This window comes from Lentzea chajnantorensis (assembly GCF_054300775.1).
The window spans coordinates 7,035,595-7,055,764 of sequence record NZ_JBSDZT010000002.1 but is presented as its reverse complement, the minus strand read 5'-3'; the positions used below and the strand labels follow the sequence as shown (position 1 = coordinate 7,055,764).

Annotated in this window: 24 protein-coding genes and 3 pseudogenes; 19 read left to right on the top strand and 8 right to left on the bottom strand. The window is 71.3% G+C overall.

What is annotated here, in order from left to right:
* Positions 1 to 93: 93 nt before the first annotated feature.
* Positions 94 to 585, top strand: a pseudogene (locus ACVDFE_RS33810) (phosphatase PAP2 family protein); the annotation flags it as partial.
* A 219-nt stretch (positions 586 to 804) separates the two neighbouring features.
* Here ACVDFE_RS33810 and ACVDFE_RS33805 read toward each other — a convergent pair.
* From ACVDFE_RS33805 to ACVDFE_RS33795, 3 genes are read right to left on the bottom strand one after another with little or no spacing between them, the layout of a single operon-like run.
* On the bottom strand, positions 805 to 1,071 hold the full coding sequence (locus ACVDFE_RS33805; RefSeq protein ID WP_360388343.1) for an HPr family phosphocarrier protein: 267 nt from the start codon (positions 1,069 to 1,071) through the stop codon (positions 805 to 807).
* Between the two features lie 33 nt (positions 1,072 to 1,104).
* A complete protein-coding gene (locus ACVDFE_RS33800) occupies positions 1,105 to 2,469 on the bottom strand; it encodes a PTS transporter subunit EIIC (RefSeq protein WP_458433352.1) in 1,365 nt (454 codons plus the stop codon).
* A complete protein-coding gene (locus ACVDFE_RS33795; RefSeq protein ID WP_360387019.1) occupies positions 2,466 to 3,221 on the bottom strand; it encodes a GntR family transcriptional regulator in 756 nt (251 codons plus the stop codon). Before ACVDFE_RS33795 ends, ACVDFE_RS33800 begins: the two co-directional genes overlap by 4 nt.
* A 111-nt stretch (positions 3,222 to 3,332) precedes the next feature.
* On the opposite strand from ACVDFE_RS33795, the gene ACVDFE_RS33790 reads away from it, so the two are divergent.
* The 7 genes and pseudogenes from ACVDFE_RS33790 (at position 3,333) to aroQ (ending at position 7,873) form a co-directional block, all read left to right on the top strand.
* Entirely contained in the window at positions 3,333 to 3,569 is a 237-nt protein-coding gene (locus ACVDFE_RS33790; protein WP_360387022.1) for a PTS glucose/sucrose transporter subunit IIB, read from the top strand.
* Positions 3,566 to 4,021 carry a PTS sugar transporter subunit IIA gene (locus ACVDFE_RS33785; RefSeq protein ID WP_360387025.1) on the top strand — a complete coding sequence of 152 codons (456 nt, stop codon included), beginning with the start codon at positions 3,566 to 3,568 and terminating at the stop codon, positions 4,019 to 4,021. The genes ACVDFE_RS33790 and ACVDFE_RS33785 overlap by 4 nt, the downstream gene beginning before the upstream one ends.
* Positions 4,022 to 4,167: 146 nt before the next feature.
* Positions 4,168 to 4,620 carry a prepilin peptidase gene (locus tag ACVDFE_RS33780; RefSeq protein WP_458433351.1) on the top strand — a complete coding sequence of 151 codons (453 nt, stop codon included), beginning with the start codon at positions 4,168 to 4,170 and terminating at the stop codon, positions 4,618 to 4,620.
* A gap of 13 nt (positions 4,621 to 4,633) precedes the next feature.
* A complete protein-coding gene (gene aroC / locus ACVDFE_RS33775) occupies positions 4,634 to 5,833 on the top strand; it encodes a chorismate synthase (protein WP_458433350.1) in 1,200 nt (399 codons plus the stop codon).
* Positions 5,830 to 6,355 (top strand): annotated as a pseudogene (locus ACVDFE_RS33770) (shikimate kinase); the annotation flags it as partial. The gene aroC and the pseudogene ACVDFE_RS33770, both read left to right, overlap by 4 nt.
* Positions 6,356 to 6,380: 25 nt before the next feature.
* On the top strand, positions 6,381 to 7,445 hold the full coding sequence (gene aroB, locus ACVDFE_RS33765) for a 3-dehydroquinate synthase (RefSeq protein ID WP_458434441.1): 1,065 nt from the start codon (positions 6,381 to 6,383) through the stop codon (positions 7,443 to 7,445).
* Positions 7,442 to 7,873 carry a type II 3-dehydroquinate dehydratase gene (gene aroQ, locus ACVDFE_RS33760; RefSeq protein ID WP_458433349.1) on the top strand — a complete coding sequence of 144 codons (432 nt, stop codon included), beginning with the start codon at positions 7,442 to 7,444 and terminating at the stop codon, positions 7,871 to 7,873. Before aroB ends, aroQ begins: the two co-directional genes overlap by 4 nt.
* A gap of 4 nt (positions 7,874 to 7,877) precedes the next feature.
* Here the strand turns inward: aroQ and ACVDFE_RS33755 are convergent, their stop codons facing one another.
* On the bottom strand, positions 7,878 to 8,810 hold the full coding sequence (locus ACVDFE_RS33755; RefSeq protein WP_458433348.1) for a hypothetical protein: 933 nt from the start codon (positions 8,808 to 8,810) through the stop codon (positions 7,878 to 7,880).
* A gap of 29 nt (positions 8,811 to 8,839) precedes the next feature.
* On the opposite strand from ACVDFE_RS33755, the gene ACVDFE_RS33750 reads away from it, so the two are divergent.
* A complete protein-coding gene (locus tag ACVDFE_RS33750) occupies positions 8,840 to 9,217 on the top strand; it encodes a VOC family protein (RefSeq protein WP_458433347.1) in 378 nt (125 codons plus the stop codon).
* Here the strand turns inward: ACVDFE_RS33750 and ACVDFE_RS33745 are convergent.
* Entirely contained in the window at positions 9,203 to 9,607 is a 405-nt protein-coding gene (locus ACVDFE_RS33745) for a B-4DMT family transporter (protein WP_458433346.1), read from the bottom strand. The two genes, ACVDFE_RS33750 and ACVDFE_RS33745, sit on opposite strands and share 15 nt — an antisense overlap.
* Positions 9,608 to 9,642: 35 nt before the next feature.
* On the opposite strand from ACVDFE_RS33745, the gene ACVDFE_RS33740 reads away from it, so the two are divergent.
* The 4 genes from ACVDFE_RS33740 (at position 9,643) to ACVDFE_RS33725 (ending at position 12,591) form a co-directional block, all read left to right on the top strand.
* Positions 9,643 to 10,719, top strand: coding sequence for a M24 family metallopeptidase (locus tag ACVDFE_RS33740; protein WP_360387049.1), 1,077 nt, complete (start codon positions 9,643 to 9,645; stop codon positions 10,717 to 10,719).
* Between the two features lie 30 nt (positions 10,720 to 10,749).
* Positions 10,750 to 11,319 carry an elongation factor P gene (gene efp / locus ACVDFE_RS33735; RefSeq protein WP_360387052.1) on the top strand — a complete coding sequence of 190 codons (570 nt, stop codon included), beginning with the start codon at positions 10,750 to 10,752 and terminating at the stop codon, positions 11,317 to 11,319.
* Positions 11,319 to 11,738 carry a transcription antitermination factor NusB gene (nusB, locus tag ACVDFE_RS33730; RefSeq protein ID WP_360387054.1) on the top strand — a complete coding sequence of 140 codons (420 nt, stop codon included), beginning with the start codon at positions 11,319 to 11,321 and terminating at the stop codon, positions 11,736 to 11,738. Before efp ends, nusB begins: the two co-directional genes overlap by 1 nt.
* A 244-nt stretch (positions 11,739 to 11,982) precedes the next feature.
* The gene (locus tag ACVDFE_RS33725; RefSeq protein WP_458433345.1) at positions 11,983 to 12,591 is read left to right on the top strand and encodes a dihydrofolate reductase family protein; all 609 of its coding nucleotides are present in this window, start codon (positions 11,983 to 11,985) and stop codon (positions 12,589 to 12,591) included.
* Here the strand turns inward: ACVDFE_RS33725 and ACVDFE_RS33720 are convergent.
* Both ACVDFE_RS33720 and ACVDFE_RS33715 read right to left on the bottom strand, forming a co-directional pair.
* The gene (locus ACVDFE_RS33720; RefSeq protein WP_458433344.1) at positions 12,570 to 13,253 is read right to left on the bottom strand and encodes an HD domain-containing protein; all 684 of its coding nucleotides are present in this window, start codon (positions 13,251 to 13,253) and stop codon (positions 12,570 to 12,572) included. The genes ACVDFE_RS33725 and ACVDFE_RS33720 overlap by 22 nt on opposite strands.
* Positions 13,254 to 13,265: 12 nt before the next feature.
* The gene (locus tag ACVDFE_RS33715) at positions 13,266 to 13,994 is read right to left on the bottom strand and encodes an SDR family oxidoreductase (RefSeq protein WP_458433343.1); all 729 of its coding nucleotides are present in this window, start codon (positions 13,992 to 13,994) and stop codon (positions 13,266 to 13,268) included.
* Positions 13,995 to 14,081: 87 nt separating this feature from the next.
* On the opposite strand from ACVDFE_RS33715, the gene ACVDFE_RS33710 reads away from it, so the two are divergent.
* A complete protein-coding gene (locus ACVDFE_RS33710) occupies positions 14,082 to 14,897 on the top strand; it encodes a sigma-70 family RNA polymerase sigma factor (RefSeq protein ID WP_458433342.1) in 816 nt (271 codons plus the stop codon).
* Positions 14,898 to 15,032: 135 nt separating this feature from the next.
* Here ACVDFE_RS33710 and bldD read toward each other — a convergent pair whose 3' ends face one another.
* Complete coding sequence (gene bldD / locus ACVDFE_RS33705; protein ID WP_030471611.1) at positions 15,033 to 15,521, bottom strand: transcriptional regulator BldD; 489 nt, start codon at positions 15,519 to 15,521, stop codon at positions 15,033 to 15,035.
* A gap of 257 nt (positions 15,522 to 15,778) precedes the next feature.
* Here bldD and pyrR point away from each other — a divergent pair, with 257 nt between their 5' ends.
* The 5 genes and pseudogenes from pyrR (at position 15,779) to carA (ending at position 20,170) form a co-directional block, all read left to right on the top strand.
* Positions 15,779 to 16,351, top strand: coding sequence for a bifunctional pyr operon transcriptional regulator/uracil phosphoribosyltransferase PyrR (pyrR, locus tag ACVDFE_RS33700; RefSeq protein ID WP_360387067.1), 573 nt, complete (start codon positions 15,779 to 15,781; stop codon positions 16,349 to 16,351).
* Positions 16,348 to 17,281 (top strand): annotated as a pseudogene (locus ACVDFE_RS33695) (aspartate carbamoyltransferase catalytic subunit). Before pyrR ends, ACVDFE_RS33695 begins: the two are co-directional and overlap by 4 nt.
* Positions 17,278 to 18,558, top strand: a complete 1,281-nt coding sequence (locus ACVDFE_RS33690; RefSeq protein WP_458433341.1) for a dihydroorotase — start codon at positions 17,278 to 17,280, stop codon at positions 18,556 to 18,558. Before ACVDFE_RS33695 ends, ACVDFE_RS33690 begins: the two are co-directional and overlap by 4 nt.
* On the top strand, positions 18,555 to 19,061 hold the full coding sequence (locus ACVDFE_RS33685; protein WP_360387076.1) for a PH-like domain-containing protein: 507 nt from the start codon (positions 18,555 to 18,557) through the stop codon (positions 19,059 to 19,061). Before ACVDFE_RS33690 ends, ACVDFE_RS33685 begins: the two co-directional genes overlap by 4 nt.
* A complete protein-coding gene (gene carA / locus ACVDFE_RS33680; protein WP_360387079.1) occupies positions 19,058 to 20,170 on the top strand; it encodes a glutamine-hydrolyzing carbamoyl-phosphate synthase small subunit in 1,113 nt (370 codons plus the stop codon). The genes ACVDFE_RS33685 and carA overlap by 4 nt, the downstream gene beginning before the upstream one ends.

Below are 20,170 nucleotides of genomic sequence, written 5' to 3'. Positions count from 1 at the left end.
ATCCGCGGGTCAGGGGGTTCCGCGCCGCTTCTGTAGCGCAACCATGACATTGCGGGGACGTTCCCATCGCCCGGCCTGCGCAGCATCGGACGCATGGCCGGAAGTTTGCTGGGATTCCTCATCACGTACTTCGCGCTCGTGTGGACGTCGTCCGGGCAGAAGGCGGAGAACGCGGCGTTGCCCGAACTGTCGCTGCAGCGGTCGTGGGCGTCCGACGTGGACATCGCGATCGTCGTGGCCGCCGTGCTCGTGGTGCTCGTCGCCCGCAGGAGGTCGTTCCCGCCGCTGCTCGTGCTGGGCGGGTCGGTGCTGCTGGCGCAGGTGCTGAAGCTGCACGTGCTGGTCAGGCCGCCGCTGGACGACGAGGCGGTGCTGGTGCACAACAGCTTCCCGAGCGGGCACACGACGGCGGCGGTGGCGGCGGTGGTCGCGGTCGTGCTCGCGGTGCCGAAGAGGTTCGCGCTGCTCGTGGCGGTGCCGGGAGCGCTGGGCGCGGGAGCGGTGGCCGCGGAGACGGTGTCGCTGGGCTGGCACCGGTTCAGCGACACGCTCGGTGCGGCGCTGCTGGTCACGACCCTGGGCTTCCTGGTGCTGCGCAGGTGGACCGCGGGACTGCTCGTGCCGCCCGCCGTCGCCGCGGGCGGGGCCTGGCTGCTGGTGGCGACGGCGGCCACGCCCTCGACGCTCTCGGGCGTGGTCACCGCGCTCGTGGTGCTGCACTTCGGGTGGGCCGTGAGCGGCCTGCCGGTGCTGCCGGCAGACCGCTCACGGCCCGGGTCCTCCGACCTGGCCGACGCGGCCGGCTCAGTCGTCGTGGTCGGTGGCGATCAGCTCCGCGATGGCGTCCAGAGCAGCGTCCGCTCCGTCCCCCTCGGCGCTGAGCACCACCTCGTCACCGTGCATGGCGCCGAGGGTCATGAGTCCCAGCACACTCGCCGCTTCCACGGCTTCGCCGCCGTCCTTGCGGATGGTGACCGGCACCGGCTGGTCGGCGGCGGCCTTCGCCAGCAGGGCGGCCGGTCGGGCGTGCAGTCCGACCTTGCTGGCCACGGTGACCCGTCGCTCGGCCATGATGGTTCCTCCCGGTAGAGCTGGTTGTCCTGGTTACTGCTCGCGCTGGGCGCGCTTCTCGCGCACCGCCGTGCTCTCCCGCGCCGCCGCGTTCTCCCGCGCCGCCGCACTCTCGCGCACCGCCGCGTTCTCGCGCACCGCGGTGTCGCCGCTGCCGCCGACGACGCTCTCGTCGGCCTCCGGCGACTCGTCATCATCGCGTCCCGGCGTCTTCAGGTTCCACTTGGTGATGACCCACCGGAACAGGAAGTAGTAGATCGCCGCGTACACGAGACCGATCGGGATGATCAGCAACGGCCTCGTCGCGATGTTGAAGTTGAGCAGGTAGTCGATCGCACCGGCGGAGAAGCCGAAGCCGTCCTTCACACCCAGCGCGTTGGTGATCGCGAGCGAGGTGCCCGTGAGGACCGCGTGGATGACGTACAGCGGCCAGGCGACGAACATGAACGCGAACTCGAGCGGCTCGGTGACACCCGTGATGAACGAGGTGAGGGCCGCGGAGCCCATGATGCCGGCGATGATCTTCTTCTGCGACGGCCGTGCGGTGTGGATGATCGCCAGCGCCGCGGCGGGGAGCGCGAACATGAAGATCGGGAAGAAGCCGGACATGAACGTGCCCGCGGTCGGGTCACCGGCGAAGAACCGCTGGATGTCACCGGTCTTGGTGGCGTCGCCGACCTTGTACTCGCCGAAGACCTGCCACACGAACGTGTTCGGGATGTGGTGCAGGCCCAGCGGGATCAGCAGGCGGTTGACCGTGCCGTAGATGCCGGCACCGACGATCGTGCTGCCGGAGACGAACTCGCCGATGGCGAGCAGGCCCTTGTTGAACCACGGGTAGATGAGGCCCATGACGACCGCGACCGGGATCATGACGCCCGCGACGATGATCGGCACGAACCGGCGGCCACCGAAGAACGCGAGGTACGGGGGCAGCTTGATGCGGTGGTACTTCTGCCACAGCACGGCGGAGATCAGACCGACCACGATGCCGGTCAGCACCGAGTAGTTGATCTGCTGCTGCTTGGCGGGGTCTGCCGCGACCTCCAGCACCAACGGCGACATCGCCTTGAAGACGGCCTGGGTGACCACGAAGCCGACGACGGCGGCGAGCGCGGTCGAACCGTCACCACGACGGGCGAACCCGATGGCGACACCCACCGCGAACAGCAGCGGCAGGTTGGCGAACAGGGCGTCGCCCGCGTTGCCGATCACGGCGGCGACCTGGTTCCAGCCCAGACCGTCCTTGCCGAGCAGGTCGGGCTGGCCGAGACGCAGGAGAAGTGCGGCGGCGGGCAGCGAGGCGATCGGCAGCATGAGGCTGCGACCGAACCGTTGCACACCCGCCAGGCCCTTGATCCCGCGACCGCCGGTCGCCTCTGGGGCGCTGGCGCTCATGTGGTACCTCCCTTGGCGGAGTTCGGTCCGGAACCCGGGACGGTCCGGTCCAGTTGCATGGTCACCTGGTAGAGATCGCCCCGGTACCAGGACGTCACGTCTTCGGTCGGCCGGCCCTGCGAGCTGGCGACCCTGCGGAACACGAGCAGCGGGCTGCCCTTGCGGACGTCGAGCGCCTTCGCGGTGTCCCCGTCGGCGGTCTCGGCCCACACGGTCTGCCGCGCGTGGTCGAGCTGGACCCCGTAGCGGGCCGCGATGATCTCGTAGAGCGACCCGGACAGGTCGCACCGGTCGAGCTCGGGCAGCACGTGCGGGCTGTACCAGCCGCGTTCGAGCGCCAGCGGCGCCCCGTCGGCCCTGCGGAGCCGGACGATCCGGTAGGCGGTCTCGTCGGCGTCGAGCCCGAGCGCCGCCTTGCCACCGGGCACGCCCTCACCGCAGCTGATGACCTCGGTGCTCGGCTCCAGCCCGCGCGTGACCATGTCCGAGGTGAACGAGGTCAGGTGCAGCTGCAGGTCGTAGCGCCGCTGAGCGGTGAACGTGCCGCGCCCCTTCGCCCGCGTGAGCAGGCCTTCCGCGACCAGTTGCCCCACCGCAGCCCGCACCGTGATGCGGGAGACCCCGAACCGGTCAGCGAGGTCGCGCTCGGACGGGATGGGCGAGCCCGGCGCGAGGTCGTGCTCGGCGAGGCGACGCAGGATCTCGCGCAGCTGTGCGTGCTTGGGCTTGGGCCCGTCCACGATCTCGTGCACCCGCTCACCTCCTCGCTAGTGGTACTTTCCGGTCTAGACCAGTTGGTGCGGGAGAATGCTCCGCGCACAGAGTTGGTGTCAACCGCTGTTACGGGAACGAGAGGTACGAACGTGGCTGACAACAGGCCGGAAGCGATCCTTGCCGCACTGGGCGGAGCCGACAACATCATCGAGATCGAGCCCTGCATCACCCGGCTCCGCTGTGAGGTCAAGGACGGGTCCCTCGTCGACGAGGCGGCCCTGAAGGCCACCGGCGCCCACGGCGTGATCAAGTCCGGCGACGTCGTCCAGGTCATCGTCGGCCCCGAGGCGGACACCATCGCGTCGGACATCGAGGACCTCCTGTGAGCGTCCGCGTCGGCAGCCCCGTCGCCGGTCGCGTGGTCGCGCTCTCCGCCGTCCCCGACCCGGTCTTCTCGCAGGCGATGGTCGGCCCCGGCGTGGCCGTCGAACCGGTCCGCGGTGTCGCGGACGTCGTGTCACCCCTCGACGGCACCGTCGTGACGCTGCACCCGCACGCGTTCGTCGTCGCCGGTGCGGACGGTGCCGCGGTGCTGGTGCACCTCGGGATCGACACCGTCAAGCGCAAGGGCGAGGGCTTCGAGCTGCACGTCGTCAAGGGCGAGCAGGTGCGGGCCGGCCAGCGGATCGTGACGTGGAACCCGGCGGAGGTCGAGGCCGCCGGGTTCGCGCCGATCTGCCCGGTCATCGCGCTGGACGCGGCGGCGGAAGCGCTGGGCGTCCCGGCGGTGGACGTCGACGTGGTGGAGAACGACACCCTGTTCGACTGGTCCCGCTGACCTCCCCTGCTGTGGGTCACGCGGGGGCCCCGCGTGACCCACAGGGGAACGCGGGGCCCCCGCGTGACCTGAGAACAGGGGTGTGGATGGACCGTTCACGACGGGCGTGATTTGGTGCCGGGTCGTACGAGCAGGACCGTGGACTCATGACCACGGTCCTGCTCGCGTTCGTCCTCGGGGTGCTGTGGACGGTCGCCGATCTCAGCGACGCGCCGCCCGCGTCGTACGTCCTCGCGGCGTTCGGCGTCGTGCTCGCGGCGGTCGACCTGAGGTGTCAGCGGCTGCCGGACGTGCTGACGGTGCCGCTCGCCGTCGCGCTGCTCGCCCTGCAGTTCCACGGGCTGGGAGCGGCTGTGCTCGGAGCGGTCCTCTTCGGTGGCGCTCATCTCGCGGTGCGGCGGCTGCGCCCGGCGGTGATGGGCGGCGGCGACGTCAAGCTCGCGTTCGGGCTCGGGGCGGCGCTCGGCCCGGCTGGGCTCTTACCTGCGGCGATACTGGCCGGCGCGATCACGCTCGGGCTCGCGGCGGTGCGCCGCAGCCGGTGGGTGCCGCACGGGCCCGGACTGCTGGCTGCCACCTGGGTGTTGACGACGCTGTGAAAGGATTGTGAACGTGCTGCGCTGGATCACCGCTGGAGAGTCACACGGCCCCGCCCTCGTCGCCGTGCTGGAGGGCATGCCCGCCGGGGTGGAGGTGACCACCGACGATCTCGTCGCCCAGCTGGGCCGGCGCAGGCTCGGGTTCGGTCGCTCGCCGCGGATGGGGTTCGAGCAGGACGAGGTCGAGATCCTCGGCGGCGTGCGCCACGGCAGGACCCAGGGCGGGCCGATCGCCGTCACCATCGGCAACACCGAGTGGCCCAAGTGGCAGACGGTCATGTCCCCGGACCCCGTCGACCCGAGCCTGCTCAAGCCCACCGGCCGCAACGAGGCCCTGACCCGGCCGCGACCGGGGCACGCGGACCTGCCCGGCATGCAGAAGTTCGGCTTCGACGAGGCCCGGCCGGTGCTGGAGCGGGCGAGCGCGCGGGAGACCGCGGCGCGCACGGCGCTCGGCACGGTGGCGCGGCAGTTCCTGCAGCAGCTGCTGGGCGTGCAGATCCTCAGCCACGTGGTGTCCATCGGCACGGCCGAGACGCCCGCGGACGCGGCGCTGCCGACGCCGGACGACCTGGCGGCGATCGACGAGTCGCCGACGCGGTGCTTCGACCCGCGCGGGACCGAGGCGATGGTGGCCGAGGTCGAGGCCGTCAAGGAGGCCGGTGACACCGTCGGCGGCGTCATCGAGGTGCTCGCGTACGGGTTGCCACCCGGCCTGGGCTCGCACGTGCACTGGGACCGCCGCCTCGACGCGCGGCTCGCCGCCGCGCTGATGGGCGTGCAGGCCATGAAGGGCGTGGAGATCGGCGACGGCTTCACCTCCGCCCGGCGCTGGGGCTCGCAGGCGCACGACGAGATCGACCGCGGCAGCGGACCGGTCGGTGTCACGCGGCGGTCGAACCGGGCCGGTGGCCTCGAAGGCGGCATCACCAACGGCGAGGTCCTGCGGGCGCGCGTGGCCATGAAGCCGATCTCGACCGTCCCGCGTGCACTGTCCACCGTGGACGTGCGGACCGGTGAGCCCGCCGTCGCGATCCACCAGCGCTCGGACGTGTGCGCGGTGCCGCGGGCCGGTGTCGTGCTGGAGTCCGTGATGGCGCTCGTGCTGGCCGAGGCCGCGCTGGAGAAGTTCGGCGGCGACTCGCTCGACGAGACGCGCCGCAACGCGCACGCCTACCTCAAGGCGCTGGAAGCCCGCTGGGAGGGCATGTGAGCCCGAGGTTCGTCGTGGTCGGGCCGCCAGGAGCCGGCAAGACCACGATCAGCGAGATGCTCGCCGCCCGGCTCGGCCTGCCGTTCCGCGACGTCGACGCCGACGTCGTGGCCTCGGCCGGCAAGCCGATCTCGGACATCTTCACCGACGACGGCGAGCCCGTCTTCCGCGCACTCGAAGAGGAAGCGGTCGCCAAGGCGCTGGCCGAGCACGAGGGCGTGCTGGCGCTGGGCGGGGGAGCGGTGCTGTCCGCCACGACCCGCGAGCGGCTGCGCGAGCACACCGTCGTGTTCCTGAACGTGGGCATGGCCGAGGGGGTGCGCCGCACCGGGCTGTCGTCCGCGCGGCCGCTGCTGTCCGGCGTGAACCCGCGCGCGACGTTCAAGGCGCTGCTCGACGCGCGCCTGCCGCTGTACCGCGAGGTCGCGACGATCGAGGTGGCCACCGACGCCCTCGACCCGGAGCAGGTGGCCGACGCGGTGATCAAGGGAGTTGGGGAATGACCGAGCCGCTGACCGTCGAGGTCAACGCCGAGAAGCCGTACCTCGTGGTGATCGGCCGCGGTCTGCTGGGCGAGATCGTCGTGCACCTGGAGGGCACCGCCAAGGTCGCGATCGTGCACCAGCCGACCCTCGCCGCCACGGCCGAAGTGCTGGTCGACGAGCTGAAGGCGACCGGCATCGACGCGCACCGCGTCGAGGTACCTGACGCCGAGGACGGCAAGGACCTCGCCGTCGCCGGCTTCTGCTGGGACGTGTTGGGCAAGATCGGCCTGTCCCGCAACGACGTCGTGGTCGGCCTCGGCGGCGGCGCCGTCACCGACCTCGCGGGCTTCGTCGCCTCCACGTGGATGCGCGGCGTGCGCCTGGTGAACATCCCGACCACCCTGCTGGGCATGGTCGACGCCGCCGTCGGCGGCAAGACCGGCATCAACACCGACGCCGGCAAGAACCTCGTGGGCACGTTCTACGAGCCCGAGGTCGTCTTCGTCGACCTGGCCACCCTGGAGACGTTGCCGCGCAACGAGCTCATCGCGGGCATGGCCGAGATCGTGAAGGGCGGCTTCATCGCCGACCCGGTCATCCTCGACCTGATCGAGGCCGACCCGCAGGCCGCCCTGGACCCCACCGGCGACGTGCTGGCCGAGCTGATCCGCCGCAAGATCCAGATCAAGGCCGACGTCGTCTCCGCGGACCTGCACGAGTCCTCCCTGCGCGAGATCCTGAACTACGGCCACACCCTCGGCCACGCCATCGAACGCCGCGAGCGCTACCGCTGGCGCCACGGCGCCGCCATCAGCGTGGGCCTCGTCTTCGCCGCCGAGCTGGCCCGCCTGGCCGGCCGCCTCGACGACGCGACCGCCGACCGCCACCGCGCCGTGCTGCAGTCCCTCGGCCTCCCGACCTCCTACGACGCCGACGCCCTCCCGCAGCTCATGGAGGGCATGAAGGTCGACAAGAAGAACAAGGCCGGCGTCCTGCGCTTCGTCGTCCTCGACGGCCTCGCGAAACCCGGCCGCCTCGAAGGCCCGGACCCGGCCCTGATCGCCGCCGCCTACTCCGCGGTCGCCGCGGAACCGAAGCCCAAATCCGGCGGAACGGTGCTGCTGTGAAGGTCCTCGTCCTCAACGGCCCGAACCTCAACCGCCTGGGCACCCGCGAGCCGCTGATCTACGGCAGCACCACCCACGCCGACCTGGTGGAGATGTGCGAGACCGAGGGCAAGACCCTCGGCCTCGACGTCGAGGTCCGCCAGACCAACCACGAGGGCCAGATGGTCGAGTGGCTCCACGAGGCCGCCGACGCCGCCACCCCGGTCGTCCTCAACGGCGCCGCCTGGACCCACTACTCCATCGCGCTCCGCGACGCCTGCTCCCAGCTCACCGCACCCCTGGTCGAGGTGCACATCTCGAACATCCACCAGCGCGAGGAGTTCCGCCACCACAGCGTGGTCTCGGCGGTGGCGAACGGCGTGATCGCGGGCCTCGGCGTGGAGGGCTACCTGCTGGCCCTGCGCTGGCTGTCGCTCAAGCAGGAGTGACCGCTCACGGCTGGTGCTCCAGGTCGAGCACCACCGCCGTGCCGTCAGGTCCACGGACCAGGTAGGCCACGTAGTTCCCGCTGTGCAGCTGCGGGAGCTGGGGATCGGCTTGCCCGGCGAGGTCGCGGGGCAGCGCGGAGAGGGAGTAGTCGCCCGTCGCGATCACGAGGCCGAACCTGTGGTCGTAGCGGACGTCCACGTTGTCCACGGGGTCGGAGTTGCGCACCCACCTGATGTCGTGGCGCGGCGGTGTGCGGGTCGGGCCGGCTGCGCGGGGGCAGGTCACCTCCATCGGCAGGGTCCGCGGGGCCGTGCACAGGTCGAACTTGCGCCCGACGGCGGCGACGACCTGCCCGCGTTCCAGCTCGAACCCGCGCCTGGGCGGGACCGGGGACACGCCCGGCTCGACCGGTCCCACGTCCTCGGCCGTGGTCTCGCGTCCACGCCAGCGCACCTCGGTGGCGAAGTCGACGGTCACCACGTCCAGGTCGTCGTGGAACCACAGCGTCATCACGGCGGCGCCGAAGACCTTCAGCACGCCGTCGTGCCAGACGGTCCGCATCCCGTCGCGGGGGTCGCCGACCAGCGTCCACACCACGGTGCCGGTGATCGGTGCGGCAGAGCGTTGCGGGCAGTTCGCCGGCCGGGCCACCACCTCTTCCGCGCACGTCGCGAGCTTGTCCGCGACCAGCGAGAAGACCAGGTCGTCAGCAGCCCAGGGCGGCCGGATGTCCTCTCCCGCGAGGAACGTCGTGTCGGCGGCGGCCTGCCACGCGTACTGCTCCCCGGCGACCAGCAAGATCACCAGCAGCACCTGCGCCCACGCGACCCGCCTCCGGCGCGGCCGGCGCACACCGATGAAGATGTCCCCGCCGACATCGCGAACCTGCAAGACCACGCCGTTGTCGCGGACATCGCCCGTGACGTCGTTGCGCATGTGTCCACATGATCCCGGAAGGACCACCGATGCTGCACCACGTCGAGCTCTGGGTCCCTGATCTGGCCCGCGCCGAGTCCACGATCGGGTGGCTCCTCCAGCAGCTCGGCTGGACCGAGCACCAACGCTGGTCAGCGGGCGTGAGCTGGAAACTCGGCCGCACCTACGTGGTCACCGAGCAGTCCCCGGCCCTCACCGGCCCACACGATCGGATGAAAGCCGGCCTCAACCACCTGGCCCTGCACGCGGGTGACAGGGCGAACGTCGACCGCCTCACCGAGGAGGCCCGGCACCACGGCTGGCACCTCCTGTTCGAGGACCGGCACCCCCACGCCGGCGGCCCCGGCCACTACGCGGCGTTCCTCGAAAACGCGGACGGCTTCGAGGTCGAGCTAGTCGCTGACTGAGGACCGCCGCGCCAGCACCCCGCCCAGCAGCATCCCGAGCCCGGCCGGCGCCAGGATCAGCAGCGCCGTGAAGGCGGCGCCACCCGTCAGCGCCACCCACAGCGCCTCCTGCCCGGTCTGGTCGACCAGCACCGCCGACCCGATCACGCCCAGGGCACCGGCGAACGGCCCGGCGACCAGTGCCGCGATGAACCACTGCATGCCGGGCGACGGGAGCTCGCGCAGCGCGTCGACCGCGCCCCACAGGACCGCCGCGACGATCAGGAGACCGAGGGCGATCGGGCCCACCGCCGTCGCCTCGGGGCTGCGGACCGCGACGGCGGCGACGCCGGTCTGCACGGCTCCGTGCAGCAGACCCATCCACAACGCACGGGCGATCCAAGGACGCATGCGGACAGCTTAGGACTGGCCGTACGCTGCGAGGCATGTCGTCCTACGCCGCTCGCCGAACCGCACTGCGCCGACAGCTCCAGGACGCGGAGCTGGACGCGCTCCTCGTGACGAACCTGCTCAACGTCCGCTACCTGACGGGGTTCACCGGGTCGAACGCCGCCCTCCTGGTCGACGCGAGCGGCGACGACAAGACCGTCTTCTGCACCGATGGGCGTTATCTCACGCAGTCGGCGAAGCAGGTGCCGGACCTGGAGCGGTCGACCGAACGGCCGTGCGACCTCGCGCTCGCGAAGCGGGCGAAGGGCAGGCTCGGGTTCGAGAGCCACCACGTCACGGTCGACGGGCTGGACGGGCTCGCGCAGGCGGCGGAGAAGGCGGAGCTCGTCAAGGCGGGCGGGCTGGTCGAGAAGCTGCGGCTGGTCAAGGACGACGCCGAGGTCGAGGCGCTGCGGATGGCGTGCGCGGCGGCGGACCGGGCGCTGGCGGCGTTGATCGGGCACGGCGGGCTGCGGGCCGGGCGGACCGAGCGCGACGTCGCGCGTGAGCTGGAGAGCCGCATGCTCGACCACGGTGCGGAGGGGCCGTCGTTCTCGTCGATCGTGGCGTTCGGCGCGAACTCGGCGGTGCCGCACCACTCGCCGACGGACGCGACGCTGCACGTGGGCGACTTCATCAAGCTCGACTTCGGCGCGCTCGTCGACGGCTACCACTCGGACATGACCCGCACCCTGGTGCTCGGCAAGCCCGCCGACTGGCAGCGCGACCTGTACGACCTGGTCGCGCGCTCGCAGGCGGCCGGGCGCACCGCGCTCAAGCCGGGTGCGGAGGTCAGCGAGGTCGACCACGCGTCGCGGGAGGTCATCGAGGAGGCCGGGCACGGGGAGGACTTCCTGCACGGCCTCGGGCACGGCGTCGGGCTGGAGATCCACGAGGCACCGGCGTTGTCGAAGGTGGGTGCCGGTACACTTTCGGCCGGTATGGCGGTCACCGTCGAGCCTGGCGTCTACTTGCCGGGGAAGGGCGGGGTCCGCATCGAGGACACCCTCGTGGTGCGCGAAAGCGGACCGGAGCTCCTCACCCTGACCACGAAGGAACTCGTGGTCGTCTGACGCCCAGCCCAACACAGGAGAAATCCCACCGTGGCCACCACGAACGACCTGAAGAACGGCCTGGTGCTGAACCTCGACGGCCAGCTCTGGACCGTCACCGCGTTCCAGCACGTCAAGCCCGGCAAGGGTGGCGCCTTCGTGCGCACGACCCTCAAGCACGTGCTGACCGGGAAGGTCGTCGACAAGACCTTCAACGCGGGCACGAAGGTCGACACGGCCACCGTGGACAAGCGCGGCATGACCTACCTGTACAAGGAGGGCACCGACTTCATCTTCATGGACGGTGACACCTACGACCAGATCCCGGTCCCGGCTGAGACGGTGGGCGACGCCGCCGACTTCCTGCTGGAGAACCAGGAGGCGGTCGTGGCCGTCCACGAGGGCGTGCCGCTGTTCATCGAGCTCCCGACCTCGGTCGAGCTCGTCATCGAGCACACCGACCCCGGCCTGCAGGGCGACCGCTCCACCGGCGGCACCAAGCCCGCTCGCCTGGAGACCGGCGCCGAGATCCAGGTCCCGCTGTTCGTCACGACCGGCGAGAAGATCAAGGTCGACACCCGCGACGGCCGCTACCTCGGCCGCATCAGCGACAAGTCCTGATGGGTGCTCGGAGCAAGGCCCGCAAGCGCGCGGTCGACTTCCTCTACGAAGCCGACCTGCTGGGCACCGACCCGGTGACGCTGCTGGCCGAACGCGTCGGCTCACCGGACGTCCCCCCGGTCAACGACTACACGGTCACGCTCGTCGAGGGCGTCACCGCCCACCGGACGCGCATCGACGACCTGATCTCGGAACACGCCGAGGGCTGGACGCTGCAGCGCATGCCCGCCGTCGACCGCGCGGTGCTGCGGATCGGCCTGTACGAGCTGCTGTGGGCGGCCGACGTGCCGGACGCGGTCGCGATCGACGAGGCGGTGGAGCTCGCCAAGGGCCTGTCCACCGACGACTCGCCGCGGTTCGTGAACGGCGTGCTCGGCCGGATCGCGGTCATCGCCGACCAGTTGCGCGCGGTGCTGTAGCGGTGTGCCGCGCGACGGTGCCGTGACTCATCCGGCAACCGCCCCACGGCACGCCACATGTTCGGCGCACGGCCGCTCGCCCCGGTCCGGGAGCGGGCGGCCGTTCAGCGCACGGGAGCGCGAGGCCCGGTCGCAACGCGACACCCGCACCTGCGGCGACGAACGCACGCATCAACGCTCTCGATGAGTTCGCGCTGGTTCTGGCGTTGGACGTCACGGGTCAACGGCACCATGATCTTCCTCCATGACCAAGGTGACCTGCGACCTCTCGATCTCCCTCGACGGCTTCGCGGCGGGCCACGACCAGACCGAGGAACGCCCGTTCGGCGACGACGGCGGTGACGGCTGGGGCAGCACGTTGCACGCCTGGTACGACGACCCCGCCGAGCAGCGCCTGCAGCTCGACCAGCTCGCGCAGACCGGGGCGTTCATCATGGGCCGCAACATGTTCGGCCCGGTCCGCGGCGAGTGGGACCGGCCGTGGAACGGCTGGTGGGGCGAGGAGCCGCCCTACCACGCACCGGTGTTCGTCCTCACCCACCACCCGCGCGACCCGCAGCCGATGCAGGGCGGCACGACCTTCCACTTCGTCACCGACGGCATCGAGGCGGCCCTCGACCGCGCCCGCGACGCCGCCGGTGACCGCAACGTCTCCATCCACGGCGGTGCCACGACCGTCAACCAGTACCTCGCCGCCGGCCTGGTCGACGAGCTGCGCCTGCGGATCGTGCCGGTCACCCTCGGCGCCGGCACCCGGCTGTTCGACGGCGTACCCGGCCTCGTGCTGGAGCAGGTCGAGTCACGCCCCGCCGCCACGTTCACGCACCTGACCTACCGCGTGGTGCGGTCCTGAAGGTTGCGGTCCGGAGACCGCTGGCCACGCGCCCACCCGCGGCGCTCGCCCTCGTCAATGAGGTGCCGCCCGGCGTCCCACAGCGCCGCCGACGCCTCACCGATGACCGCCTTGCGGGCGCGCACGTCGTCCGCCGTGACGCCGGGCGTGCGCCAGGTGCCGCCCCGCGCCATCCAGTTCAGCAACAGGGGTTGGAGCCGGTCCATGGCCTTCGCGAACCGGGCTTCCGGCGTGGCGCGCGCCTCGAACTCGTCCCACAACGCCCGCAGCCCGGCCGCCGTGTCGGTGGGCAGCAGGCCGAACAACCGGTCGGCGGCGGCCTCCTCGCGGTCCTGCTGGCCGGTGCCCATCTCCGCGTCGTAGAGCGGGGTGTCGCCCGCGTGGATCTCGACGAGGTCGTGCACCACCACGAGCTTGATCGTGTGCCCGACGTCGATCGGCTCGTCGGCGTACTCGGCGAGGACCAGGACCATGAGCGCGAGGTGCCAGGAGTGCTCGGCGTCGTTCTCCCTGCGGTCGGCCGCGGCGAGCGGGGACTGGCGCAGCACCGTCTTCAGCTTGTCGACCTCGATCAGGAACGTGAGGTGTTCGCGCAGCCGGGCGTCCAGGCCGTCCGGCAGCGGCGTGCGGTCGGTGAGCAGGTCTGTGTCAGCGGTGGTCACCCGGCCAGGATGTCACCCGGCCAGGACGTCACCGGGCCGTGCGGCCGCCAGGAACCGCGCCCACGTACGGGTTCCGCGGTCGCCGTCCAGGGTGAGGTTGTGCCCGTCCCGGTAGGCCTTCCCCACCTTGCCCGGCAGCCGCACGGGCACGATGGGCCGCCACTTGCCCGCGCTGGTCAGGTAGTCGCGCACCAGCTGCTTGAGCTCGTACTCGGCCGGACCGGCGAGATCGGGCACGCGACCGGCGGGTGCGCCCAGTGCGAGCTCGGCGATGCGGGCGGCCACGTCCGCGGCGTCGACCGGCTGCAGGCGCAGACCCGGCACCGGCACGACCGGCAGCTTCGCCATGGCCCGCACCACCGTCAGCGTCAGGTCGTGGAACTGGGCGGCGCGCAGGATCGTGAACGGGATGCCCGACGCGGCGACGGCCTGCTCGCAGGCGAGCTTGGTGCGCAGCCACGCCAGCGGCACGGTGTCAGCGCCGATCACCGAGATGTGCACCAGGTGGCGCACGCCCGTGCAGGCCGCGAGCAGGTTGCGGGTCGCCACGTCGTCGCCCTTCTGGCCACCGGCGAGGTGCACGACGACGTCGGCGTCGATGGCGGGGACGTCACCGGCGAGCAGGTCGCACACCAGGCCCGAGTGCCTGCTCAGCACCACGACCTCGGCGCCGTGCGCCCGCAGCAGCGGGACGACGTGCCGGCCGAGGGTGCCGGTGCCGCCCGTGACGAGGATCTTCATGATTACCCTCCCAGGTGAGTCGCTGCCCGGTTGACCCGGCGGCGTCCGCGAACGTGACAGCGTGTGCGCCAGGCCACAGGGGGAGCTTTGATCGCGCAGTTCGAGCAGGAGCGCGCCCGGCTGCGCGCCGTCGCCCACCGGGTGCTGGGGTCGTTCGCCGAGGCCGACGACGCGGTGCAGGAGGCGTGGCTGCGCGTGCAGCGGGCCGACACCGCCGAGGTCGAGAACCCGCAGGGCTGGCTCACCACGGTCGTCGCCCGCGTGTGCCTGAACATGCTGCGGGACCGCCGCGAGCACGCGCACGAGATGCCGGACCCGGTGGTCGACGCCGCCGAGGGGCCTGAGCAGCGGGCGGTCGCGAAGGACCAGGTCGGGCTCGCGATGCTGATCGTGCTGGACACCCTCAAGCCCGACGAACGGCTCGCGTTCGTGCTGCACGACATGTTCGCGGTGCCGTTCGACGACATCGCGCCGTTGATCGGCAAGACGCCCGCCGCCACGCGGCAGCTGGCGAGCCGGGCGCGCAAGCGCGTGCAGGACAAGCCGCGGCCCGACGTCGACGTGCCTGGGCAGCGCGAGGTCGTGAACGCGTTCCTGCGGGCGTCGTCGGAGGGGGACCTCGAAGGCCTGATCGCGGTGCTGCACCCCGAGGTCACGCTGCGGGCCGGCCGTCTCGACGTGGTCGGCGCGCGTGCCGTGGCGGGACGGGCGAGCGCGTTCCGCAGGCTCGCGGCCACCGCGCGAATCCGCGAGGTGCTCATCGGCGGCGAGGCCGGCTTCGCGACGTGGGTGGACGGCGAGCTGTTCTCGCTCATGGCCTTCACGGTCCAGGGCGACCGGATCGTCGCGATCCACGTCATCCAGGACCGCGCGCAGCTCGCCGCGCTGGTGCCCCCGGCGTGATCACGCACCGGAGACGGAACCGGGTGCCGTTGTCACCCGAACGAGTGATGGAGTAACAGCAGTGGCTCCCGCGCCGTCCTGAGGGCGACCAGCAGGACGGCACGGGAGCCACTGTGCGTGAAGACCCGGGGGTGCTCAGTCTTCCTTGGCCGGACGGGCCTCGGGAGGCAGCACGCCCCAGTCGATGAGCTGCTCGGTGAGCTCGCCGGGGGTCATGTCGTAGATGATCGCCAGCGAGCGGAGGTCCTCGGTGCGGATCGAGAGGACCTTGCCGTTGTAGTCGCCGCGCTGCGACTGGATCGTCGCGGCGTAGCGGGCCAGCGGGCCGACCTTCTCGACCGGCAGCTGCTGCAGCCGTTCGAGGTTGATCACGATCTTGGTGGCCGGCTCGGCACCCGAGGGCACGCGGCCCTCCGGCAGGAGCTCGGCGACGGGGACCCCGTAGAAGTCGGCCAGCTCGGCCAGCTTCTGCACGGTCACCGCGCGGTCACCGCGCTCGTAGGAGCCGACGACCACGGCCTTCCAGCGACCGCCGGACTTCTGCTCGACGCCGTGCAGGGACAGGCCCTGCTGCTGGCGGATAGCGCGGAGCTTGGCCCCCAGCGCCTTGGCGTAGTCGCCCATGTGGCGGTTCTCCGTTCATTCGCCCCGTCAGCAGTACGGCGGTGCTGCGGGGAGGCTTAGATCGATACGCAGAGTAATGATTACTCGCCGTGGTCGGCAGGTCAAGCTGATCTCAGGACGAGACGCTCGCCACGCGTGCGACACCACTCGGATGGTTGACCGTCCACAGGTGATACGGTGCAGGTCAGCCTAGTTGTCACTAGGTGTCCGACGTCCTTTAAGGACCCGTCCAGTGAGGCGGGGAAGGAGGTCCAGCCGTGGCGTCACGTCAACGTGGCGCGACGGATCCGGCCGGGGATCGCGAGATCCTTTCGGCCGGTGATGTCGCGCGCACTGTCGCCCGAATGGCCCATCAGATCATCGAGAAGACCGCTCTCGATGCACCCAGCGCACCCGATGTCGTCTTGATGGGTATTCCCTCCAGGGGAGCCCCTCTCGCCCGTCGGCTGGCCGCCAAGATCACCGAGTTCTGCGGCAAGTCGGTCGGCGAGGGCACCCTCGACATCACGCTCTACCGCGACGACCTCCGCCGCGGCCCCACGCGGCCGCTGGAGACGACGAAGCTGCCAGACGGCGGCATCGACGACAAGCTCGTCGTGCTCGTGGACGACGTCCTGTTCTCCGGCCGCACCATCCGCGCCGCGCTCGACGCCCTGCGCGACCACGGCCGTCCCCGTGCGGTGCAGCTCGCCGTGCTGGTCGACCGCGGCCACCGCGAGCTGCCGATCCGGGCGGACTACGTCGGCAAGAACCTGCCCACGTCGAAGACCGAGGACGTCGTCGTGATGCTCGAGGAGTTCGACGGCCGCGACGGAGTGGTGCTGAAGTGAAGCACCTGCTCTCCACCGACGGCCTCGACCGCGACCAGGCGATCGCGATCCTCGACACCGCGGACCGGCTGAAGCAGGCGCTGCTCGGCCGCGAGGTCCGCAAGCTGCCGACGCTGCGCGGCCGCACCGTGATCACGATGTTCTACGAGAACAGCACCCGCACCCGCGTGAGCTTCGAGATCGCCGGCAAGTGGATGTCCGCCGACGTGATCAACGTCAGCAGCTCCGGCTCCAGCGTCAACAAGGGCGAGTCGTTGCGCGACACCGCCCTGACGTTGCAGGCCGCGGGCGCCGACTGCGTGATCGTGCGGCACCCGGCCTCCGGCGCGGCGCACCGGCTCGCGGGCTGGCTCAAGCACACCGGCACGTCCGTGGTGAACGCCGGCGACGGCATGCACGAGCACCCGACGCAGGCGCTGCTCGACGCGGCGACGTTGCGCGACCGCCTCGGCAGCCTCGACGGCCGCCGGGTCGCGATCGTCGGCGACGTGCTGCACAGCCGGGTCGCCCGCTCGAACGTGCACCTGCTCACCACGCTCGGCGCCGAGGTCACCCTGGTCGCCCCGCCCACGCTGCTGCCCACGGGCGTGGAGAAGTGGCCGGTCGCGGTGTCGCACGAGATCGACGCCGAGCTGCCCTCGCAGGACGCCGTGATGCTGCTGCGCGTGCAGGCCGAACGCATGACCGGCGGGTTCTTCCCGAGCTTCCCGCGAGTACTCGATCGCCTACGGCCTCAACGAGCGGCGCCTGAAGCTGCTGCCCGAGCACGCCGTCGTGCTGCACCCCGGCCCGATGCTGCGCGGCATGGAGATCGCCTCCGTCGTCGCCGACAGCCCGCAGGCCGCCATCACCGAGCAGGTCCGCAACGGTGTCCACGTGCGCATGGCCGTGCTGTACCACCTGCTTGCCCACGAGGAGGAAACCGCGTGAAACCCCTGCTGCTCAAGGGAGTGCGTCCCTACGGCGAGGGGGAACCGCGTGACGTCTTGATCCGTGACGGTGTCATCGCCGAGGGCACGGACGAGAACGCGGAGGTCGTCGAAGGCAACGGCGCCGTCCTGCTGCCCGGCTTCGTCGACCTGCACACCCACCTGCGCGAACCCGGCCGCGAGGACACCGAGACCATCGAGACGGGCTCCAGGGCCGCCGCTCTCGGTGGCTACACGGCGGTCTTCGCCATGGCCAACACCGACCCGGTCGCCGACAACGCCGTCATCGTCGAGCACGTCGCCCGCCGCGGCCAGGAGGTCGGCCTGGTCGACGTCCACCCGGTCGGCGCCGTCACCGTCGGCCTCAGGGGCGAGAAGCTCGCCGAGCTCGGCACGATGGCCAAGTCCAAGGCGAACGTCCGCGTCTTCTCCGACGACGGCCACTGCGTGCACGACCCGCTGATCATGCGCAGGGCGCTGGAGTACTCGAAGGCGCTCGGTGCCGTCATCGCCCAGCACGCCGAGGAGCCGAAGCTCACCGTCGGCGCGCAGGCGCACGAGGGCGAGAACGCGAGCAGGCTCGGCCTGCAGGGCTGGCCCGCCGCCGCCGAGGAGTCGATCGTGGCGCGCGACTGCATCCTCGCGCAGCAGGTCGGGGCGAGGCTGCACGTCTGCCACGTCAGCACCACCGGCACCGCCGACGTGCTGAAGTGGGCCAAGGCCCGCGGCACCAGGGTCAGCGCCGAGGTCACCCCGCACCACCTGATCCTCACCGACGACCGGCTGAGCACCTACGACCCGGTCAACAAGGTCAACCCGCCGCTGCGCACCCAGACCGACGTGGACGCGCTGCGCCAGGCGCTGGCCGACGGCACGATCGACTGCGTCGCCACCGACCACGCCCCGCACGCCGTGCAGGACAAGGACTGCGAGTGGTCCGCCGCCCGCCCCGGCATGCTCGGCCTGCAGACCGCGCTCGGCATCGTCGTCGAGACGATGGTGAAGACCGGCCTGCTGGACTGGCGCGGGGTCGCGCGGGTGATGAGCGAGAAGCCCGCCGAGATCGCCGGGCTGACCGACCAGGGCCGTCCGATCGAGGTCGGCGAGCCCGCGAACCTGGTGCTGGTCGACCCGGACGCGACGTGGACCGTGACCGGGGCGGAGCTCGCGAGCATCGCGGGCAACACCCCGTTCGAGGGCATGGAGCTGCCCGGCGCGGTGACGGCCACCATCTTGCGTGGCCGCGTGACCGCACTCGCGGGGAGGATTGCGCCATGACCCGCGTGCTCCTCTCCGTGGCGGTCCTCGTGTTCTTCGCGCTGTGCGTGTACGGCATGTGGCACGGCTGGAAGCGCCGCCAGCGCCAGCAGGCCGGCCTGCCCGCGTTCCCCGCCCCGCCGCAGGCCCTCGGCACGCCGAGGCTCACGACCACGGGCGTCTACGTCGGAACGACGAACGCCGGCAACTGGCAGGACCGCATCCAGGTCGGCGACATCGGCCACCGCGCGGAGGCCGTGCTGAGCCTGGTGCCGGAAGGCGTCGCGATCGAACGCACCGGCGCCACACCGCTGTTCATCCCCGCCGCGTCCGTCCGGGACGCGCGCACCGACCGCGGGCTGGCCGGGAAGGTCATGTTCAGCGAGCAGGGCCTGCTGGTGCTGCGGTGGGAGAACGAGGGCCACCTCTTCGACACCGGGTTCCGCGGTGACGACAAGGACGTTTACGACGAGTGGGTCGCGGCTCTGGGCCACGACCCCATCAACACGGAGGGCAAGGCGTGACGAACGCGGCATTGGTGCTGGAAGACGGTCGCGTCTTCCGCGGTGAGGCGTACGGAGCGACCGGCGTCTCGCTCGGCGAGGTCGTGTTCTCCACGGCCATGACCGGGTACCAGGAAACCCTGACCGACCCCTCCTACCACCGCCAGATCGTGGTGCAGACCGCGCCGCAGATCGGCAACACCGGCTGGAACGACGAGGACGACGAGTCCACGAAGATCTGGGTGGCCGGCTACGTGGTCCGCGACCCCGCGCGCACCCCGTCGAACTGGCGCTCCCGGCGCGGTCTCGACGAGGAGCTCGCGAACCAGGGCGTCGTCGGCATCGCGGGCCTCGACACCCGCACCCTGACCCGCCACATCCGCGAGCAGGGCGCGATGCGCGCCGGTGTGTTCTCCGGCTCGGCGCTGACCGACGACACGTCGATGGTCGAGCAGGTCAAGGCGAGCGCGCAGATGGTCGGCGCGAACCTCGCGGTCGACGTCACCACCGACAAGCCGTACGTGGTCGAGGCGATCGGCGAGAAGAAGTTCACCGTCGCCGCGCTCGACCTGGGCATCAAGTCCAACACCCCGCGGATGATGGCCGCACGCGGCATCGAGGTGCACGTCCTGCCGCTGACCAGCACGTTCGAGGACATCCTCAAGGTCAGCCCGGACGGTCTCTTCCTCTCCAACGGCCCCGGCGACCCGGCGACGCAGGACCACGCCATCGCCCTGACCAAGGAGGCGCTCGGCCGCGAGCTGCCGCTGTTCGGCATCTGCTTCGGCAACCAGATCCTCGGCCGCGCCGTCGGCCGCGGGACCTACAAGATGCGCTACGGCCACCGCGGCATCAACATCCCGGTGATCGACGTGGCCACCGGCAAGGTCGCCATCACCTCGCAGAACCACGGGTTCGCGCTGGAGGGCACGCCGGGCGAGGAGTTCTCCTCGGAGTTCGGCCGCGCCGTGCTGTCGCACTACTGCCCGAACGACGGCACCGTCGAGGGCGTCCGGCTGCTCGACGCACCGGCGTTCTCCGTGCAGTACCACCCCGAGGCCGCGGCCGGTCCGCACGACGCCGCGCCCCTGTTCGACGAGTTCGTGACCATGATGAACGGCGGCCGCTGA

Excerpts from the sequence above, each read along its gene's own strand:
- ACVDFE_RS33805 (WP_360388343.1), bottom strand. The coding sequence starts at position 1,071 with ATGGCCGAGCGACGGGTCACCGTGGCCAGCAAGGTCGGACTGCACGCC.
- ACVDFE_RS33800 (WP_458433352.1), bottom strand. The coding sequence starts at position 2,469 with ATGAGCGCCAGCGCCCCAGAGGCGACCGGCGGTCGCGGGATCAAGGGC.
- ACVDFE_RS33780 (WP_458433351.1), top strand. The coding sequence starts at position 4,168 with ATGACCACGGTCCTGCTCGCGTTCGTCCTCGGGGTGCTGTGGACGGTC.
- ACVDFE_RS33755 (WP_458433348.1), bottom strand. The coding sequence starts at position 8,810 with ATGCGCAACGACGTCACGGGCGATGTCCGCGACAACGGCGTGGTCTTG.
- ACVDFE_RS33750 (WP_458433347.1), top strand. The coding sequence starts at position 8,840 with ATGCTGCACCACGTCGAGCTCTGGGTCCCTGATCTGGCCCGCGCCGAG.
- ACVDFE_RS33745 (WP_458433346.1), bottom strand. The coding sequence starts at position 9,607 with ATGCGTCCTTGGATCGCCCGTGCGTTGTGGATGGGTCTGCTGCACGGA.
- ACVDFE_RS33740 (WP_360387049.1), top strand. The coding sequence starts at position 9,643 with ATGTCGTCCTACGCCGCTCGCCGAACCGCACTGCGCCGACAGCTCCAG.
- nusB (WP_360387054.1), top strand. The coding sequence starts at position 11,319 with ATGGGTGCTCGGAGCAAGGCCCGCAAGCGCGCGGTCGACTTCCTCTAC.
- ACVDFE_RS33725 (WP_458433345.1), top strand. The coding sequence starts at position 11,983 with ATGACCAAGGTGACCTGCGACCTCTCGATCTCCCTCGACGGCTTCGCG.
- ACVDFE_RS33715 (WP_458433343.1), bottom strand. The coding sequence starts at position 13,994 with ATGAAGATCCTCGTCACGGGCGGCACCGGCACCCTCGGCCGGCACGTC.
- bldD (WP_030471611.1), bottom strand. The coding sequence starts at position 15,521 with ATGGGCGACTACGCCAAGGCGCTGGGGGCCAAGCTCCGCGCTATCCGC.
- ACVDFE_RS33685 (WP_360387076.1), top strand. The coding sequence starts at position 18,555 with ATGACCCGCGTGCTCCTCTCCGTGGCGGTCCTCGTGTTCTTCGCGCTG.